The sequence below is a fragment of the Protofrankia coriariae genome, assembly GCF_001017755.1.
Taxonomy (GTDB): domain Bacteria; phylum Actinomycetota; class Actinomycetes; order Frankiales; family Frankiaceae; genus Protofrankia; species Protofrankia coriariae.
The window spans coordinates 29,474-45,533 of the sequence record NZ_JWIO01000025.1 but is presented as its reverse complement, the minus strand read 5'-3'; the positions used below and the strand labels follow the sequence as shown (position 1 = coordinate 45,533).

The 16,060-nt window shown below is 69.9% G+C and carries 13 protein-coding genes, 1 tRNA gene and 2 pseudogenes; 3 read left to right on the top strand and 13 right to left on the bottom strand.

Annotated features, from left to right (window positions below; translation table 11 throughout):
* Positions 1-309: 309 nt before the first annotated feature.
* From FrCorBMG51_RS15405 to FrCorBMG51_RS15370, 8 genes are all read right to left on the bottom strand, one after another.
* On the bottom strand, positions 310-555 hold the full coding sequence (locus FrCorBMG51_RS15405) for a hypothetical protein (RefSeq protein WP_047223764.1): 246 nt from the start codon (positions 553-555) through the stop codon (positions 310-312).
* Between the two features lie 84 nt (positions 556-639).
* Entirely contained in the window at positions 640-1,713 is a 1,074-nt protein-coding gene (locus FrCorBMG51_RS25370) for a phage major capsid protein (protein WP_052914714.1), read from the bottom strand.
* 176 nt (positions 1,714-1,889) lie between these two features.
* The gene (locus tag FrCorBMG51_RS15395) at positions 1,890-2,228 is read right to left on the bottom strand and encodes a hypothetical protein (protein WP_047223763.1); all 339 of its coding nucleotides are present in this window, start codon (positions 2,226-2,228) and stop codon (positions 1,890-1,892) included.
* Positions 2,229-2,418: 190 nt separating this feature from the next.
* The gene (locus FrCorBMG51_RS15390; protein ID WP_139342401.1) at positions 2,419-3,732 is read right to left on the bottom strand and encodes a hypothetical protein; all 1,314 of its coding nucleotides are present in this window, start codon (positions 3,730-3,732) and stop codon (positions 2,419-2,421) included.
* Entirely contained in the window at positions 3,729-5,537 is a 1,809-nt protein-coding gene (locus tag FrCorBMG51_RS15385) for a DNA primase family protein (RefSeq protein ID WP_076844349.1), read from the bottom strand. The genes FrCorBMG51_RS15390 and FrCorBMG51_RS15385 overlap by 4 nt, the downstream gene beginning before the upstream one ends.
* The gene (locus FrCorBMG51_RS15380) at positions 5,534-5,980 is read right to left on the bottom strand and encodes a hypothetical protein (RefSeq protein ID WP_047223761.1); all 447 of its coding nucleotides are present in this window, start codon (positions 5,978-5,980) and stop codon (positions 5,534-5,536) included. Before FrCorBMG51_RS15380 ends, FrCorBMG51_RS15385 begins: the two co-directional genes overlap by 4 nt.
* Positions 5,981-6,200: 220 nt before the next feature.
* A complete protein-coding gene (locus FrCorBMG51_RS15375) occupies positions 6,201-6,440 on the bottom strand; it encodes a hypothetical protein (protein WP_235433607.1) in 240 nt (79 codons plus the stop codon).
* Entirely contained in the window at positions 6,437-6,664 is a 228-nt protein-coding gene (locus FrCorBMG51_RS15370) for a helix-turn-helix domain-containing protein (RefSeq protein ID WP_047223759.1), read from the bottom strand. Before FrCorBMG51_RS15370 ends, FrCorBMG51_RS15375 begins: the two co-directional genes overlap by 4 nt.
* Positions 6,665-6,794: 130 nt before the next feature.
* Between FrCorBMG51_RS15370 and FrCorBMG51_RS15365 the strand changes: the two genes are divergently transcribed.
* Both FrCorBMG51_RS15365 and FrCorBMG51_RS15360 read left to right on the top strand, forming a co-directional pair.
* On the top strand, positions 6,795-7,487 hold the full coding sequence (locus tag FrCorBMG51_RS15365; protein WP_076844347.1) for a helix-turn-helix domain-containing protein: 693 nt from the start codon (positions 6,795-6,797) through the stop codon (positions 7,485-7,487).
* Positions 7,471-8,874, top strand: a pseudogene (locus FrCorBMG51_RS15360) (site-specific integrase); the annotation flags it as partial. The gene FrCorBMG51_RS15365 and the pseudogene FrCorBMG51_RS15360, both read left to right, overlap by 17 nt.
* A 184-nt stretch (positions 8,875-9,058) precedes the next feature.
* Here the strand turns inward: FrCorBMG51_RS15360 and FrCorBMG51_RS15355 are convergent.
* The 4 genes and pseudogenes from FrCorBMG51_RS15355 to FrCorBMG51_RS15340 form a co-directional block, all read right to left on the bottom strand.
* Positions 9,059-9,148 (bottom strand) — tRNA-Ser (locus tag FrCorBMG51_RS15355).
* 127 nt (positions 9,149-9,275) lie between these two features.
* A pseudogene (locus FrCorBMG51_RS15350) lies at positions 9,276-11,575 on the bottom strand ([protein-PII] uridylyltransferase).
* Between the two features lie 233 nt (positions 11,576-11,808).
* Positions 11,809-12,147 (bottom strand): P-II family nitrogen regulator, encoded by a 339-nt coding sequence (locus FrCorBMG51_RS15345; RefSeq protein WP_043602660.1) that lies wholly within the window; start codon positions 12,145-12,147, stop codon positions 11,809-11,811.
* Positions 12,148-12,149: 2 nt separating this feature from the next.
* Positions 12,150-13,445, bottom strand: coding sequence for an ammonium transporter (locus tag FrCorBMG51_RS15340; RefSeq protein WP_047223757.1), 1,296 nt, complete (start codon positions 13,443-13,445; stop codon positions 12,150-12,152).
* A gap of 821 nt (positions 13,446-14,266) precedes the next feature.
* Between FrCorBMG51_RS15340 and FrCorBMG51_RS15335 the strand changes: the two genes are divergently transcribed.
* Positions 14,267-15,040: a C40 family peptidase gene (locus FrCorBMG51_RS15335; RefSeq protein WP_476742177.1), complete on the top strand. Its 774-nt coding sequence runs from the start codon at positions 14,267-14,269 to the stop codon at positions 15,038-15,040.
* A 50-nt stretch (positions 15,041-15,090) separates the two neighbouring features.
* Here FrCorBMG51_RS15335 and FrCorBMG51_RS15330 read toward each other — a convergent pair whose 3' ends face one another.
* Positions 15,091-15,852, bottom strand: coding sequence for a metal-dependent transcriptional regulator (locus FrCorBMG51_RS15330; protein ID WP_052914713.1), 762 nt, complete (start codon positions 15,850-15,852; stop codon positions 15,091-15,093).
* Between the last annotated feature and the right edge of the window lie 208 nt (positions 15,853-16,060).

The window sequence follows — 16,060 nt, the reverse complement described above, 5'->3', positions numbered from 1 at the left end:
GGCGAGTCCGGGATGGTGACCGCGGCCAGCCCGGCGCGGGCCGACGTCGGCGAGCTGGACGGCAACGCGACGATGCCCCTGACCTGTACAAACACTGGGGAGAGAAGAAAAGGTGGCGGGTCTTCCTGGGGTCAGCCTGGCCGAGAGTGGACCGATCCCCCACCCTGCGTAGCCATCACCCGAACACTGTGCGTTGACACTTTCACGATCAAAAATCACTCTGTGAAGCGACGCGCCAAAAGATCGACGGGTGTGGGTCAGCGGGCCGGCCGGTCCTGAACTTTCGACCCGGCCCCGGGGGTTCGGCGATCAGTTCAGCGCTGCGAGCCGCGCACGGTAGGCCGCGACGCTGCGGCTGCGCTGCGCCGTGGCTGCGCGCTGCCGCGCCTGTGCTTCCGCCTTGCGTCGGATCTCGGCGAGCCGGGGCGCCTGGCGCCGGTCGGCGGCGGCCGCCTCGGCAGGGTGCGCCTGGCGCCAGGCGTGACGGGCTTCCATCTCGTGCGCGGGTGGGCCGTACTCGGCTCCCCACTGCCGGGCGTGGGCGGTGATCTCCACTGGTTACCTTCCGTGGACGTGGTGGCGTGGGTGGCCGGTCCGGGCGCGGTGGACCCTCGCGAACACCGCGCCCGGACCGGACGATCAGGGGCCCCAGGTGGCCGCGGACAGCGCCAGGCCGGTCCCGGACACGGTGGCGATGGCAGCGGGCTGGCGGTCACCGATGAAGCCCACGTAGGACAGCAGCCGGTAGCGAACTTGAAGCGTCCCACTCAAGATCTCGGTGAACACCTCGGTCCGCAGCGAGCTCTCCCACAGGTACAGGTCCGACGCGCGGACGGCGGTGACCCGGTCCTCGTTGGCGCCGGCCCCGGCGACGGCGGTGATGTTGGGGTCCTCGACGACGGGCAGCCCGTTGAGGGTGCGCCCGTCCGGGCCGTCCTTGAGGATCGGGACACCGGCGGCGATGCCCTCGCTCCACAGCCAGCTCGCCCGCCGGGGGTGCATCAGGTAGTGGGTGGCGCCGAGCTTGCGCTTGCCGGCGACGAGCGCGGCGGCCTGGGCCACGAACGGGGCCAGCTCGGCGCCGGTCGGAGTGGGATCGGCGTACGTCACCGTGGTGGTGCCGGAGACGGCGTCGATGCCCTTGACCTGCCCGGACGTGCCGGTCCCGGCGTAGAGCTGGACGTCGAGCTTCTGCGCGTGGTCCGCGGCGAGCTCGGCGAAGACGACAGCGTCCCAGGCGGGCCCGCCGATCTGGTCGGCGAGCTGGGTGGACGCGTCGGACAGTCCCGCGATCGTGCGCACCGGCGCGGTGATGTAGGTGTCGGTCAGGTCGACGTTGGACACCGGTGAGCCGTCGGTCGGCTGGATCGCGACCGTGCCACCACCGGTGACCTTGGGCAGGTAGACGCTGTCGACGCCGCGCGGGAGATCGAACCGGGTCACGATGTCGGCGAACGGCCGGGCGGCCCGGGCCAGGCCGACGTACTGGTCAACCAGCCAGGCCGGGGGGGTGAAGTAGCCGGCCGAGGCGTCGGTGCTGTCGAGGCTGCGGGTCTCGCGGGCGTGGCGGTCGAGGCGCGCGGTCGCGTCCGGGTCGGCGCCGCGCTTGAACCGGGCCAGGTCGCGGAAGTACGAGTGCTGGCCGTGCCGCGCGTACGTCGGCGGCTCAGAGGTGACACGGGCGCGGGGCCGGTCGAGGGTCGGTGCGGGCATCGGCGAGAGTCTTTCGATCGGAGCGGATTTTGTAGATCGTATCGCTCCGACCATCGGAAACCCTCCTGCGATGAGTCGAGATAGACGGAAGTTTTCTTGGTGCTGCGAATGACACTGGGTGACGGTCACCCCGGTCACCCTCGGCTGTCAGGGTGACCAGGGCTCCGACCGCCGGGTCAGGCCCGGGCGCCGTCGGCCATGGCCTGCTCGATCCGCTCGCGTACGGCGCGCTTGGCCTCGACGACCCCGGCCTGGATGTAGGCGTCCCGCTCCGCCGGGCTGAGGTCGAGCACACGGACCACGGCGCCGTGCCGAGACTCGGCGACCTTGTAGCCGACCACCTGGCCGTCGGCGTCGCGGATGACCTCGAACTCGGTGCTCTCGGCCGGCACCGGCGGCACCGGCACCGGGTCGGCCGGCGGCGCCAGCGCGGCCCGGACGGCGGCCTGGACCCGGGCGTCGAGGTCGTCGGCGGGCGCGGCCTCGGGCTGGGCGGTGCGGCTGAAGATGCTCATGTGCTGCTCCTTCTCGTGTCGGTTGGTGCGGTTGGGGGTCGGGACCGGGTGACGCTGGTCGGAGTCGGTAGCGACGGGAGAGGCACCGTCTGCCCTGGCCATGGCTGCCGGTACCGCGCTCGCTGAGCCCGCGGCCCGGCCGGCTTTGACGTCACCCGGTCCCGGGTCATGGGGGTTCGTGGTCGGTGGGTCATGCGGCACCTTCAAGGTCGGCGGGCTCGATTCCGGCGCGGTTCTGCCGATAGGACTTGGAATCAATGAGTCGTTGCGTCTGCTCGGCGAACGACCACAGGGAGTCGATCAGCGGTTCGGCATGCTGACGGGAGATTCGCGGCTCGGGCATCCCGGGCATCGGCGGCAACTCGAAGTCCTCGGCCGTCACCCGTAGAGCGGAGTTGAGACGGTCGATCTCATCCTGGAGCTGGCCGAGCTTCGCGGTCGCCATAGCGCGCAACCGGTCGAGATCCGCGGCGTTCATCCCCTCATCGATCGCACGCTGCGCGTCGTGGAGCCACTGACCCTGTGCGGTAAACACCCGCTGATCAAGCGTCGTGTCGAAGAACTGCTCGAATGCGTCACGGGCGATCTCTCGTAGCAGGTCGGGACGCAGTGAAGCGAGCGCGTCTATCTCGGTCTGCTCCACGCCCATCTCATGGCGCCACCGGTCGGCCCGCTTCTCGGTCTCCTTCAGCGGCGTTGATGGCAAGCCATACTCGCGGACCTGATCGGGCGTGAGCGCGACCCGGTGCACCTGGAATTCGAGATCCGGGAACAGGGACACCTTGAACGCCTGGAGCTTGCGGCCGATGCTGATCGGCATCTGCCACCCGGCCGGATCGGCATCCGAGAAGCACAGGACGACCATCGGCCGGCCGTCCGCCGCGCCGATACTGGCCATCTGGTAGAGCAAGGTGTCGCTGATCTCGCCGGTCGGAAGGTAGAGATCGGCCCGGTACTGCTCGACAATCGGGCCGAGCACGTCAGCAAGGGATGACTTCTCGCCGAATGCAACGAGCTTGTAGGGCTGCGTCCCGTTGAAGTCCGCAAGCTCGGCCGCGGGCATGAGGTCGTCGACGCTGGGGATGTCGACCTGCACCCCGACCGTCAGGTAAGCCTCTGGCTCTGGCGGCTCGAAGATCTGCACCGTCGGCGCGGCGTTGCGCTGGTCGACGATCTGATCGAAGGGGATGTACTGGAGCCACCGGGCGGCCTTGCCCGCGTCCGACTGAAGCCAGGTCCAGTCGGCATCGGTGTTCGTGTACGGCGACCCATCCGGCTTGGGGCGGCCGATGACCATGTAGTGCAGGCCGCGAAGGTGAATCCTTCGGTTGCCGAGTCCGAGATCCCGGGCAGTAATGGCAAGCCATTCACCGTCCCGATGCCGGGCCGGGGTGTCGATCCGGAACGGGTCGTTCTGCGCAGCAAGGACGGTCAGGTCCTTCATCGGACGCCCCGTCTCGGCCGCGACGTCGGAAAGAACCTGGCGGAGCGGCGACGCGGTCACGCGGCACCACCACGGCGGACGGCCAGGCAGGCGGGGCACAGCGTGCCGGTCGCGTGGGGCCCGTAGCGGCGGATCTTCCGGCCGCATCTCGCGGCGCAGTCGCCGATCTCGTCAGGTGGCACGTCGGCCAGCTCGGCGGGTAGCGCGCTCTCGTGTACGGCTTGCAGTGGCAAAGTGCCCGGCTCACCCGGCTCAGCCGGCTCGTTGCCCGGCTCAGTCAGGCTCCGGACGTCCGGCTGAGCCGGCTGAGCCGGGTGAGCCGGGTAGTTCTGCATTGCAGGCCCTACATCGGACTTGAGCGTGATCCCGCTGTAGGTCGGGACCTGCTTACCGTCCGGGCCGCGCGGTTTCGTCCGTCGCATCTGCGGCGCGATGGACTGAAGGTTGCGGCCGAAGGTGGCCTTCGTCCCGGCGCTGTTGCCGGAGTCGTCGCACCATGCCCGCCACGCCTTCCACAGGACGTCCACGGCGATCTCATGGCGGGGTCCGATGTCGCAGCATTCGCGGACGAAGGCCGACATCGGCGAGGCCATGTCTTTCATGGTCAGCACGGCGTCGACGGAGCTTGCCGGCTCGGTGAACCGGCCCTGCGCCGTCAGCCGGTCAAGGCCGTCGAGGGCCCAGTTCAGGATGCCGGGCAGTTCGGTCAGCAGCTCGCCGGACAGACCGGGGTTCTCCTGACCGAGCCAGGAATGCCGCATGGCCAGCACCAGGAACCGGTAGGCGATGACGCCGGAGGCGTCACCGAACTTCGGCAGCTCGTTGGACAGGATCACGATCCGAGCCGGGAGCCGACCCGTCCACGGGTCTTTGTGCTTGCGGTCGATGTCGATCGTGTCCTCGCCGGAGATCGTCAACAGCCGTTCGACGACCTGCTGACCGTCCCGCGGGTTCAGCCGCGCGTCCGAGATGATCGCCAGCGGCTTACCCAGCAGCGGCGACAACCCGAACTGGCTGCCCATGCTCGCCAGCGTCGGACCGGCCATGTTGCCCTTACCGACCAGCGCCGTAAGGATGCGGCCGATCGTGCCCTTGCCCGACCGGGTGGGACCGACGATGAGCAGGATCTTGTGCAGATCGGTCCGGCCGGACACGACGTAGCCGAAGAACTCTTGCAGCGTGGCGATCGCGTCCGGGTCGTCCGGCCAGAGCTGGCCGAGGAAGGCCAACCACCGTTCGGGTTTCGGCGCGTCCGGGCTGTAGGCGAATGGGACTGAGACGAGATTGAAGAACGCCGGGGTCGGCGAGGCCACCGTACGGTCGGCCAGGCGGAGCAGCCCGTTGGAGCACGCAACGATCGGATCCCGGCCCCCCTGCGCGTTAAGTTGATATTTACCCGGCTTACCCGGCTTACCCGGCTCACCCGGCTCAGCCGGACCTATCCATGACGGTGGGTCGATCGTCGACGGTAGATGCGTGATCGCGGCCATGGACTCGAGCAACTCGGCGATCTTGCGTTTCGTCGGGATCCAGTCGGCCCCGCGGGTCTCCACCCGCGTCGTCTCCGTACCGTCCGCGGCCTTGACCCGGACGCTGACCCGAACGGCGAACTGGGCGTGCTCAAGCCGCTTGTAGGCGTCGGCGCGGATCTCCCGGTCGTCAATCTCGCGCCAATGAGTGAGCTCCCAGCGCATCCACGTGCCGCGCCAGTGCCGCAGCGTGTAGAGCCCGTCCCGTTCGGCTCGGGCCATCAGGTGACGGGCGACCGTCATCGGCTTGTTCGGCGGCGGGACGTAGCCGTCAGCGTCGTCGTCCGGCTCAATGTCACCGGACCCCAGGTCGTGCAGCATGCCGTCGTCGTTCACGCGGTCCTCCGCTCCGACGCCTGGCGTCCGGGATAGTCGCCAGGCCGCGGCGTCAGCGCCAGGCGGCGGCGCTCGTCCAGCGGGAGCCCGACATCGGACCCGACGGCGCGGGCACGTTCGATCCGGGCCACGTGCTGGGAGAGCTCCCGCCACGCAGCCTGGATCTCACCCCAGCGCGCATCGACATCACGCAGGTAGGCGGCACGCGCGCCGTCCTGCTCGGCCCGGTGGACGGCGTCGCGCCACACCGGGTCGGCCTCGGCGCGCCAGGACTCGGCGGCAACGAGGATCGCCGCGGCCCGGCGCGGATCGTCGTCCGGCAGCGCCGCCCACTCCGGCGAGCCGTAGGACGGGATCCGGCCGGCGGCACGGGCGGCGCGGATCTTGTCTTGCGCCCAGCGGCCGACCGGGTCGCGGGTGAACAGGGATCGGAGGTCGCTCACCGGGACGCCCCCTGACGGACCAGCCGCTTGGCCTCGTGGCCGATCTCGTCGTGGCGGTGCCGTAGCGGCCGCCCAGACGTGACGGCCCGGGCGTGTAGGAGCGTGCGGAGGCGGTCGACAGCGACCGGCGCGGTACCCTCGCGGGGAGATCGGTCGCCAACCTGTGTCTCGTCTTCAGCCGCCCCGGGAGCCGCACCCCGGGGCGTTGCTGTCTGCGGCCTCACCCGCTCACGGCTCCCTCACTCACGCCGAGCAGGTCCAGCAGGCCGCGCACCGGGACGACGTAACGCTCCCCGTGCCGGATGACCGGGACCGGGAAGCGGCCGGCACGGACCAGCTCACGTGTCTTCGTCGGCCCGATGTCGAGCACGGACCCGGCGGTGACCACGTCCGTGATGACGCCGAGCCCGCGCACGTCGGCAGCGGTCCACTGACCGCGCGCCGGGGTCGGCCTGGTCACGATGCCTTCCTGACGGGGTCGACGTCGAACAAGTCGCGCACCCGTGCGCCGAGGCTGCGGGCAAGCTGAACTTTCACCAGCGGAGACGGTGTGCGCTGTCCGCGCTCGATGCGCGACAGGTAACCCTTGCTCCGGCCGGTGAGGTCGGCCAGGTCGTCAAGGGTCAGGCCCGCATCCGTCCGCCACTGCCGAAAGCGTGAGGGTGCGATGTCCTGCGTTGCCACGGTCGGACTCCTTCGATCGCTCAGACTCTGTCATCCGGTCGCTTGACGACCAATCGACTGGACGGAGCCGACCATAGTCGACAGATGACGTGGTCGGCAACTGACCGGACGACATGTCAAGATGGGGGCCATGGCGACAGGCGAGACAACGACCGAGCCCTACGAGCGGCAACCACGCGTCCGCTGGGTGGCGCACGATCCGCCAGGGAGCGCGAGCGTCGGCCAGATCGTCGGCGAGAACCTCCGCCGTCTGCGCGAACAGTGGCAATGGACGCAGCACGAGATGGCCGTGACGTTCCAGCGGCACGGCTTGAGCTGGACTCGCGTACGGGTCGCCGCGATCGAACGCGGTGACCGCGACACGGTCGATCTCGGGACGCTGCTGTTGCTGTCCGAGGCGATCGGTGTAGCGCCTGCCGAGTTCTTCGCGGGCGATGGCGACGTCCGGCTGTCGCCCCAAGCGGTGGCGCCGCGGGCGTACGTCCGCGAACAGCTTTCAGGGACGCCGTCTCACCTGCGATCCACCGACTTGCTCGTGACGATCAAGCCTGACAATCCCAATCTTGGCATCCGGCCGATCACCTCGACAGAAGCGGACGAGGCCCTTGCACGACGCCTCGGAGCATCGACTCAAACGGTCGTCATGGAGGCACTCACGTTGTGGGGACACTCCCTGACCGACGAACGTGACCGGCGGGTCCGAGCGCTCGGCGACATGGAGCCGAACGAGCGCCAGGCGCACCGAGGCCACATCACGCGGGAGCTGTCCCGGGAGATCGAACAGCGGCTGGCAGAGACGGACGCCCGTGAAGATCAAGGTTGAGAAGCTGTGCGGATGCCGGGACGCGGAAACGAAAAAGAAGTACAGCCGTGGCCAGTGCCCGGAGCTGACCAGGCGGACACATGGATCGTGGACCTACCGGATATGGGTGCCCAAAGAGTTGGTCCCGCTGGTCGGCAGAACCGAGCTGAGCGGGTCGGGGTACGAGACGAAAAAGGCAGCAGAGGAAGAGGCGGAGAAAGCGGCGGGTCATGTCCGCGCCGGTCAGCGGCACATCGGCGGACTGACCGTCGGCGCCTACCTGACTGACTGGCTGGGCCGGAAGAACGCGCTGCGTCCGACCACCCGGGCACGCTACGAGCAGTTCGTCAGGCTGCACCTGGTGCCGTATCTCGGGGAGTTGCCGGTGGCCGGTCTGCGCGCCGAGCACATCGACACGGCATTGAAGCTGGCGGCCACGGCATCCCAGGAGCGCCCCGGGCGGCCGATCGGTCCGGCGACGGTGAAGGACGTCTTGCAGATGCTGCGCAGCGCGCTGAACGACGCGGTGAAGCAGCGGATGATCAGTTTCAACCCGGCGGACGGGGTGGAACTGGCGTCGTACACGCCACCGGAGGTCGAGCCGTGGGAGGCGGAAGAGGTCGGCCGGTTCCTCGACGAAGCGGCCGGCGACCGGCTGTCTGCGATGTTCGAGCTGATCGCGTTGGCCGGTCTGCGCCGCGGTGAGGCGTGCGGAGCGACCTGGTCGGGCCTGGACGAAGCCGCGGCGGTGCTCACGATCTCCCAGCAGATCGTCAAGAACGACACCGCGTACGGCGTGTGGCCGCCGAAGACGCGCAACGGCAAACGCAAGGTCGATCTCGACCCCACGCTGATCGGGTCCCTGATGGGGCACCGGCTGCGCCAGGACGACGAGCGCGCGGCGGTCGGCGACAGATGGGATAACGGGGCGCTGCCCGACGAGCACGGCCGGCCGGTCCAGCTCGCGGAGCTGATGTTCACCCACCCGTCGGGGCGGCACCTGGACCCGCAATACGTCACCCGGCGGATGCAGCAGATCGCCCGGCGGGTTGGTCTGCTAGGCACCGTCCGGGCGTCGGCGGCGGCCAGGAGCCGGACGGTCGTCATCGGCACCCGGTACCGGCCGGCGGAGGGCACGTGGACGCTGTACCGCGACCGTGAGCCGATCGGGCAGGTGACGGTGATCGGTGTGACTCGGGAGGGCCCGCGGTCGGTGCTGCACCTGGCCGGGCCGTTGTCGGTGGCCCTGGAGGTGGGGGACGAGATCGGGGATCGGTTGCTGTCGCCGCGGCGGCTGCACGATCTGCGGCATTCGTCCGCGTCGATCCAGCTCGCTGAAGGTGTCGACATCGCGTTGGTGTCCAAGCGCCTCGGTCACTCGACGCCATCGATCACGGGGGCGCTGTACGTCCATCTACTGCGCTCGAAGGGGCAGCAGGCGGCGGCCACGATCGCGGCGGCGATCCCGCGCGCGGTCCGCTCTGGGGACGGTCTGGGTTCCAGTGATCAAAGAGTGGTAGCCGGGGGGTCATCCTCCGGCGTCTCCGCTGGTCAGAGCACCAGACCGAGACGCCGAAAGATCGCCAAAAAAGCGGAGGCTCCGGGATTTGAACCCGGGAGGGGGTGTTGCCCCCAACCGCATTAGCAGTGCGGCGCCATAGACCGGACTAGGCGAAGCCTCCAACGTGCGTTCTGAGTATAGCCACCACTTCCGGTGTGACTTTGCCACCCTCTCCCGGGCCCGCGGACGGCTCCGGCGAGGCCGGGCGCTCGGCGCACCCGCGGACGGCATGCTCGGACACAGGGCGCTCATCCGAGCGCGGCCAGGACGAGGTTCGCCACCTCCTCCCGCCGCCCGGGCCTCCCCACGGTGCTGCCGTCGGCCTCCCGTACGTAGAAGGCGTTCACGACGTCGAGACCGATCGTGGCCACGATCGCGGTACGCACGCCGAGCCCGGCGTCGGTGAGCGCGCGGACCATCCGGAACAGCACCCCGGCACGGTCGGGCGCCCGTATCTCGATCACCGTGTCGGATCCGGAGTCGTCAAAAATGATTTTTGGTGGCGCGGGCGGCGGCCGGCGCCGGGCGGCCGCGTACGCCTGTTCCCGGCCGGCGATCCTGGCGTCCAGGTCGACCCGGCCGGCGAGGACCCGCAGCAGGTCACCGCGCAGCTTCCCGGCGCTGGGCTCCCCGTCGTGCGTGCTCGCCACCGCCGCCTGCAACAGCGCCCGGCCGTTCTCGCCGCGGGCGGAGGCACGGTGCACGTCCAGCCGGTTGACGGCGAGCACTCCCGTGGTGGCGGCCAGCAGCCCGGGACGGTCGGGCGCCACCACCACGATCTCGAACATCGAGTCGTCCGGCAGCGGGTTGACCGCGACGTGGTAGTCGTCCGGGAGCGTGAGAAGAGCCCGTTGACGGTCGGTGAGGGCGGGCGGGCACGGCGCACGCCCGCCGCTGTGGACCGCCATCGCCCGCTCCACCAGGTCGCCCACCAGCCGTGCCTTCCACGGGCTCCAGGCCGTCGGGCCGGTGGCGAGTGCGTCGGCTTCGGTCAGGGCGTGCAGCAGGCCGAGGATCCGGGGGCTGCCGGCGGCCCGGGCCACCGCCTCGATGGTCGCCGGGTCGTCGATGTCCCGCCGGGTCGCGGCCTCGATGAGCAGGAGGTGCTGGCGCACCATCGTGACCAGCACGTCGGCGTCCGCNCCGGCGGGAGCCCGAGCCGTGGCGCGAGATCGTGGACGATCTTGACCCCCACGTCGGTGTGGTCGCCGGGCCGGCCCTTGCCGATGTCGTGCAGCAGGGCGCCGAGCAGCAGCAGGTCGGGCCGGTCGACCTCGCGGGTCGACGCCGCCGCGGCGGCGACTGTCTCCAGCAGGTGCCGGTCGACGGTGAAGCGGTGGTAGGGATTGCGCTGCGGCCTGCTGCGCACCGCCTCCCACTCGGGCAGCAGCCGGACGAGCAGCCCGACCTGGTCGAGCGCCTCCATGGCGCCGATCATGGCTGGGCCGGTGGCGAGCAGGGCCACCAGGGCCTGCCGTGCCGCGTCCGGCCACGGTGCCGGCATGGGTGGGGCTTCGCGGGCAAGCCGGTTGAGGGCGTATCGGCCGATGGGGATGCCGGCCCGGGCCGCCGCGGCGGCGGCCCGCAGAACCAGCGCGGGATCGCGGGTGGGATCGGCGTCCCGGGCGAGCTGGGCCTCGCCGTCCTGCTCGACCACGTCCTGGTCGAGGGGCCGGCGGACCGGGGGGCCGGGGCGCCGGCGCGCGGACGAGCGCAGACCGGCCGAGACCCGATACCAGGTGGTGTCCCAGGTCCAGGAGATCGTACGGCCCGCGTCGGCGGTGGCGTGGGCGAGCGCGAGCTGGTCGGGATAGCCCAGAGCGGCCGCGACGGCGGCCTGGTCCTGCAGCAGCAGCCGGTCCTGCCGGCGGCCGTGCGCGAGCCGGCGGATCTCGCCACGGGCGTCGAGGAGCACCCGGTGCGCTTCGAGTACCCGCGCGGGCGGGGTTTCGGCGGCCCATGCGGTGGCGAGCGCGGTCAGGGCATGGACGTCCCGCAGACCACCGCGGGCCTGTTTCAGGTCCGGTTCGAGCAGGAAGGCGACGTCGCCGTGGCGGCGGGCCCGGTCGGCGACCAGGTCCGCGAGCTCGGGCAGGCGATGGGGGGAACGGGCCCGCCAACGGGCGCGGACGCGCTCGAGCAGCGACCCCACGAGGACGCGGTCACCGGCGATCGGGCGGGCCGCCAGCAGGCCCAGCGCCGCCTTCAGGTCGTCGTCGGCGACCGCGACGGCCTCGTCGACGGTACGGACGCTGTGATCGAGGCCGATCCCGGCGTCCCAGAGCGGATACCAGAGGGTGTCGGCAATGCCGGTGACGTCGTCCCGGCGGCCGTCGTGTAGCAGGACGAGGTCGAGATCACTGCCGAGGACGGGTTCGCCCCGTCCGTAGCCACCGACCGCCAGCAGGGCGACGCCGGGGCCCGGCTCGCCGAAGAGGTCACGCAAAGTGGTGTCCGCGATGCCCATGAGAGCGTGGCGCAGCGCTGGCCCGACGATGCCGCCGAACTCCTCGGAGCGGCCGGTGAGCGCCGCCAGTCGGTTCGTCACCAGGGGCTGACCAAGTTCATCGCTGTCGGTAGTTCATCACTGTTCGCTGTGAGAAGAGTGTCCCTGACCATCAGGAGAGTCTCCGGCCGGTCCGGCGGTCGACGGCCCACACCGATCAGGCCATCGATCACCGGACGTGGGTCACCAGACGTGGGCAGCAGGTCCGGCAGGGCCGGCGGCGGCGCGGTGGTGTTTCTTTCGTGCCGCCGCCGGCGGCGGATGGCTCCGGAACGCTACAGCGCGTCCGATCCGCGTTCACCGGTGCGTACCCGTAGGACGGTTTCGACCGGTACCACCCAGATCTTGCCGTCGCCGATCTTCCCGGTCTGAGCGGACGTGGTGATGGCGGTTACCAGCTCCTCGACGGCGTCGTCCTCGACGAGGATTTCGATCTTTATTTTCGGAACGAAGTCGACCTTGTACTCGGCCCCCCGGTACACCTCGGTGTGGCCCTTCTGCCGGCCGAAGCCCTGGACCTCCGAGATGGTCAGACCGTGTATCCCGAGATTTTCCAGCGCGGTCTTCACGTCCTCCAGCCTGAACGGTTTGATCACCGCGGTCACCAGCTTCACGCTCACGCCTTGACCTCCTCGGATACCTGCACCGGAGTAGCCGACCCGGACGCGCCGCCGGTACCGGTACCGCCCCCGGTGAAGGTGAGGCGGTAGGCGGTCTCACCGTGCTGCGACTCGTCGAGGCCGATCTCCTCCTCCTCGTCGCTCACCCGGAGCCCCCAGACGAACTTGATTGCGTAAGCTATGATCGCGGTCGCGACGGCGGAGTAGGCGACGGTTGCCCCGACGGCGAGCGCCTGCTCACCGAAAACGCTCCAGGGGCCGCCGTAGAAGACACCGTCCTTGCCGTTCGGGTTCGTGTCGACGGTGGCGAAGAGCCCGGTCAGCAGCGCGCCCAGGACACCGCCGATCAGGTGGACGGCGCCGACGTCGAGCGAGTCGTCGATCCCCACCCTGCCCTTGATGGCGGTGGCCAGCGCACACACCACGCCGGCGATCGCGCCGACCGCGATGGAGCCCAACGGCGAGACGAAACCACACGCGGGGGTGATCGCGACCAGGCCGGCTACGGCTCCGGAGGCGGCGCCCAGGGCGGTGGCCTTGCCGTCGCGCAGCCGTTCGACGGCGATCCAGCCGAGCAGGGCCACGCCGGTGGCGATCTGGGTGTTCAGGAAGGCGTACCCGGCCACCTTGTTGGCGCCGAGCGCCGAGCCGGCGTTGAAACCGAACCAGCCGAACCACAGCAGACCGGTGCCGAGCAGGACGAACGGGACGTTGTGCGGCCGGAAGTAACCGGCGGGCCAGCCCCGGCGCTTCCCGAGCGCGACAGCCAGGACGATCGCCGCGATACCGGCATTGGCATGGACGACCGTGCCACCGGCGAAGTCCAGCGCGCCGCGCTTGTACAGCCAGCCGGTGCTCGCCCAGACCCAGTGGGCTATCGGCGAGTAGACCAGGACGGACCACAGGACGACGAAAACGGCGAAGGCGCTGAATTTTATCCGGTCCGCGGAGGCACCGGTGATGAGAGCGGGTGTGATGATCGCGAACATCATCTGGAAGGAGACGAAAACGACCGCCGGTATCGTCGTGTCGCTTGCGGTCAGATCCTGCAGACCGACGAAGTCGAAGCCGCCCCAGAACTTGTTGCCGGAACCGAAGGCGATACTGTAGCCGACGACGGTCCAGACGAGGGTCACGATGCCAATAGTGAAGAAATTCTGTACCAGAATACCCAGAACGTTCTTCGCCCGGACCATGCCACCGTAGAAGAACGCGAGCCCGGGGGTCATGAGCAGTACCGCTCCCGAGCTTGCGAGTATCCAGGCGGTGTCGCCCGTGTCCAATGCAGCCATGTCTCTCCCGTCGGTCGCCCCGCGTGCCCGCGTGGATCATGCTCGCCGGTCCGCGGCCCACCCGCCGTCCCGGATCCTTCGGCCGAAGATTCGATAGAATCTGTTCCGGATCGGTATCTTCCCTGTTTCCGATATGTGAAATCGCTAAATTGGGCGATTCGTGGCTCGTTCTGACGGAGCGGTGGCGAGCATCACATCGCCCTTCGTGACTTCCGGCGCGTTTGCGTGATCCTACTTGCTCCGACGGGCTACCGTGCTTCTCTGTGTGTGATGGTTTGGATGCGGATTGCTACCGTTGCGGTGGCACCGGTTGGCGTGTCTCGTTCGTTCGGAGATCTCGCGAGCGCCGCGCGTTGCGAGGGCCGGGCCGCGTCCTTGCCGCCCCAGGGGATGCGCTGGCCGTCCCGGAGATCCCAGGGAGCTGTCGCCGGGTGTTCGGACGGCTTCCGGGAGCCCTGGGTCTGATCAGCGTTCTCGCCGGGGGAATCATACTGCTACCGGGCGCCGCCACGCCGGCCAGAGCCGACGACATCGACACGATCAACAGAGATATAGCGGCTACCCAGCAGCAGCTCACCGAACTGACTCACTCGACCGAGGCGGCGACCGAAGCCTTCAATGCCGGGCGGCTGCGGCTGAGCGCCGCCGAGCAGGCCGTGTCGACGGCCACCGAGAACGTCCGACGCGCGGGAAACGCTGTGCGGGCCGCGGCGGACAGACGCCGCGCGCTGGGATCCGCCACCTACCGTTCGGGCGGTCTCGAACAGCTCTCGGTGCTGTTCTCCGGTGACCCCGGCACGGCGCTCGACCGGGTGGGCGCGATGGACTCCCTCGCCCGCCGTGGCCGGGCCGCTGAGATCGAACTGCGCTCGGCCCGCCACGACCTGACCGGCGCGCAGGCTGCCGCGCAGGAGGCGCTTGTCGAGCGGCAGCGCGAAACCGCCTCCCTCGAAGAGCGGAAGAAGCGCATCGAGGCGTCGGTGACGGCGCAACGTGCGTTGCTCGACGATCTGGTCGCCCGGCACGCCGAGCTTGTCCGCCAGGCGCGTGCCCGCGAGGAGGCGGCCCGTCGGGCGGGCGAGCTGGCGGCCGCNCTGGCGGCCGCCGCAGCCGCGCAGGCGCAGGCGCGGGCGGCCGCGGCCGAGCGGGACCAGTTGCGCAGCCGCAGCGACCTGATCGGCAGCACCAGCCGCGGATCCACCGGTACCTCCGTCGCGCCGGCCCGCCCGCCCGTGATCGGGAGCGGCGGGGCGGCGGTCGCGGTCGCGCAGGCCCGTGCGCAGCTGGGCAAGCCGTATGTGTGGGGGGCGGCCGGGCCGGACGCCTTCGACTGCTCGGGGCTCACCCAGTGGGTGTGGGCGAAGGCGGGAGTCGCCCTGTCCCATTTCACCGGTGCCCAGTGGAACGAGGGACGCCGGATCTCCCGCGGCGAACTCATACCGGGCGACCTGGTCTTCTTCGGCGAGGATCTACACCATGTGGGGATCTACGTCGGCAACGGGAACATGATCGACGCGCCGCGAACGGGAACGGTGATCCGCCTCGAACCGGTCTGGTGGGAGACGTACGCCGGCGCGGTGCGCCCCGGTGCCTGAACCCGGCCGGTGCCCAGGCCTCACGCCGGATGATGACGCTACGTATGCGCTCAGGTGTGAGGGGTGGCGTCAGAGTGTTCGACGTACACGAGCCCTGCCGCACGCCGTGAGATCTCGGTGGTTGGCGCTTCCTGCCCTGGGTTCTGGCCCGAGGTGCTGGCCTCCTCGGCCAGGACGACCGCGTCCGAGGAGAGGACCTCGACGATGTCACCGCCCCCGCGGATGACGAGCCTGGCGCCAGGTAGCACTCCGCCGTCCCGGAGCTGACGCATGGTTCGTTCGTCCGTCTGCAACCGTTCGGAGATCCAACTGACCGTGACCGAGGTCGTCCTGGAGCTGGTGAAGTCGGTGGCGGCCAGCAGGCTCAACGGTGCCGGGGGCCGCGGCCCCACCGGGCGGTCGAACGAACCTGCCGGGATCACGTTCCCGAACGGGCATTTCTTCGGGTCGCCAAGTATTTCGGTGAGCCGCGCCTCCACCTCGTCGGAGATCACGTGCTCCCACCGGCAGGCTTCGTTGTGGACGAGTGCCCAGTCCAGACCGATCACCTCGGTGAGGAGCAGTTCGGCGAGACGGTGTTTGCGCATGACCGCGGTCGCGCGCACCAGCCCCTTCTCGGTGAACTGCACGGTGCGGTCGTTGGCGAGGGCGACCAGGCCCTCGCTGGCCAGTCGTGAGGTGGACTCGCTGGCCGCGGGAGCACTGACGTGCAGTCTTTCCACCAGGCGCGCACGCAGCGGCGGGATGCCCTCTTCCCTCAGTTCATAGAGGGTACGGAGGTACATCTCGGTACTGTCGATCAGTCCAGTCACCGGGCTCCTTCGTCCAGCTTCAAGGGTACGCCTGTGAGGGCGGACCCACCTAGGCGCGAGGGCCGTCCTGTCCGCGCTGTTTCCAGGCTGGTTGTCCGTTGCCGGGCCTCGAGCCGGCCGGATCGTCCGCAGGGCCTGCCAGGGGCCTCGGGCGGCCCTGTGCGGTTGCTCCGGATCGCCGTCGGCCGGGTCCGACCCGGCGGGCCGG